Genomic DNA, 2303 nt, shown 5'->3' on the forward strand with positions numbered 1-2303 from the left:
TTAAAGGTCTCTAGACCCAGGGAGTTACTTATCGACAGCGCCCTGAGGGGGAGCCCCCGGTCCCCGCTATCCGAGACATTTCCACGATCTGGCCGGGAAACGCCGCCGTATGGATCGAGACCGGGATCAGCACTGCTACGGGAAAACGGTCAGACAGAAGTTGCACCGCTCTGTCCCTTGGACCGGAAAGTGGCCACCGTCAATGAGATATAGGCCCGCAATCAGGATGTCCCGTTCGCGCGGCCTCGTCCTGGCGCGCGTGTCCGTTACCAAGGACACGGCTCCGCGGATCCGTACCGCACTTTCCGAACCCCGCGGACAGAGCACCAACCGTCGGTCCGCACCGTCCCCGGCGAGGGGCGCGGCGTACAAGCTGGCCCGGCTACCGCCGAGCAAGATCTTCCCGAGCTGCACCAGGATCCCCAGGCGCAGGGAATAGGACCTGCTGAGCTTGTGCGACGCGAGCTGGGGCCAGCGACATGACGTCGACGCGCTCGCCCTCCCCTCGAACCCACATGCGGAGCGTGGGCCAGGGAACTTCCTGGTCGAGAGCAGGATTGTGTGACATCGCGTCCATGGGCCGGTTTCCGTCTCGGGTTCCTGAGCACGCTGGGCTTCAGTCGTCCGTGCTCAAGCGGTGCGGGCGCGCGGCTGGCGCGAACCACACGTAGGCGGACGCCTTGTCGTCCGACCTCCTGACGTTCGGTGTGTTGAACAGTAGTTCTTGCGGGCCCGCAGAAAGCCCTCAGCGGGGCTTTTGCCTGCTGACCTTACCTATGAGGGCAGGGAGTTGGAGGATACAGTCGCGGTGGTATTGCGAGGACTGACAAGGGAGATTGGCGAATGCTTTCGGAGGCGTTGGCAGCCCTGGCCACAGCGGGAGGAGCCCCAGTAGTACAAGCCGCAGGCACCGATGCGTGGACCGGGGTCCGGAATCTTGAGCGCCTGCAAGGCGCTGAGCGCGACGCTGCGATCGCAGAACCTCGCGCGCTGATCGAAGGCAGTACGGCCCAAAAGCGGCATGGTGGAGGGAGCTTCACGGGCAACGTCATCCACGGCCCGACTGAAGTCCAGACCGGCAGCAGCAACCGCCAGGACAATCACTTCGGTCACAGCGCATGACCGCATCAAGCTCCGGCGTTCCAGGGGAGGATCCTTCGAGGCGCACTGAATTCCACGGCCCAACTGCGATTCAAGGCGGACCCCACAGCGTTCAGAACAACCACTTCTATGCTCCGGTGCGAGACATCAGGACTCTTCCGTGGAGCAAGATCTTCTCGGCGGTGAAGCAAAAGGGGCCAGCCGTTGTGGTCGTTATTGGTCTCGTCAGCGGCGGAGTCTGGTGGTTGCACGATCATCTTGAACAGCAGGCCCGGCTCAACGCGACACGCTCGGCGTGTCAGCAGGCGCAGCAAGCGTGGAGTGACCATGCAACGGCGTCCGGATCCAACAAGAAAGCATCCATCCAATTCGACAGAAGGTATGCTCGACAACTGAGCGAGGCCGCGCGTACCGCGCGAGACCCAAAGATCGCGATGGAACTTCAAAACAGCGCAGATTCCGAGAACGCATTCGCGGACGCCTATGAACAGGGCACAAGCGAAGATATGTTGGCGGCGTTGTCCACGAAAACGCATGATTGGAAGGCGTGGTGGACGGACTGCACTGTTGCCCTGCAGACGAACTAAGGCCGCCAGCTGCACCAGCAAGGTGAACGATCAGTCAGGTGTTGATCTCACCGCGCTGTCCCTTGGGCCGGGCAAAGGCCATCGTCGATGAGAATCGGACAGGCGAAATACAAGCCTACAGGCGGTCGCGCAGTTCTTGCGGGACAGTGACGACGACGGCGTGGAACTGGTTGCCGCCTGTGTACAGGCCTTCATCGCCGATCGGCGGGCCAGCCGCAACCTGCGGATCCCCTCAGCTCGTCCCGGTCACGGAACACATCCGCGTCGGCCGGCCGGGCGGCGGACACCCGCGCACCCGGCCCGACCACCTCGGCGGCGATAGGGCGTACTCGTCCCGACGCAACCGCTGCTACCTGCGTCGACGCCAGATCAAGCACACCATCCCCGAGCCGAAGAACCAGCGGACCAACCGGCAAGCCCGTGGCAGCAAGGGCGGCCGACCGTCGGCTTCGACAAGAGGATCTACAAACGCAGCAACGAAGTGGAGCGGACAATCAATGCCCTGAAGAACTTCCGGGCCGTGGCCACGAGGTTCGACAAACGCGCCTACCTGTCGGCACCGTCATCGTCGCCTCGATCCGACTCTGGCTCCGCTCTTGGTCCGCGACTGGCTAG

The 2303-nt window shown here is 63.1% G+C and carries 1 protein-coding gene and 1 pseudogene; both read left to right on the forward strand.

Annotation, left to right across the window (positions count from 1 at the left end):
• Positions 1 to 1118: 1118 nt before the first annotated feature.
• On the forward strand, positions 1119 to 1688 hold the full coding sequence (locus ACZ4EG_RS46575) for a hypothetical protein (RefSeq protein WP_453561450.1): 570 nt from the start codon (positions 1119 to 1121) through the stop codon (positions 1686 to 1688).
• Between the two features lie 227 nt (positions 1689 to 1915).
• Positions 1916 to 2303: pseudogene (locus ACZ4EG_RS46580) on the forward strand (transposase family protein); the annotation flags it as partial.

The organism is Streptomyces sp. NPDC025638 (assembly GCF_055558775.1).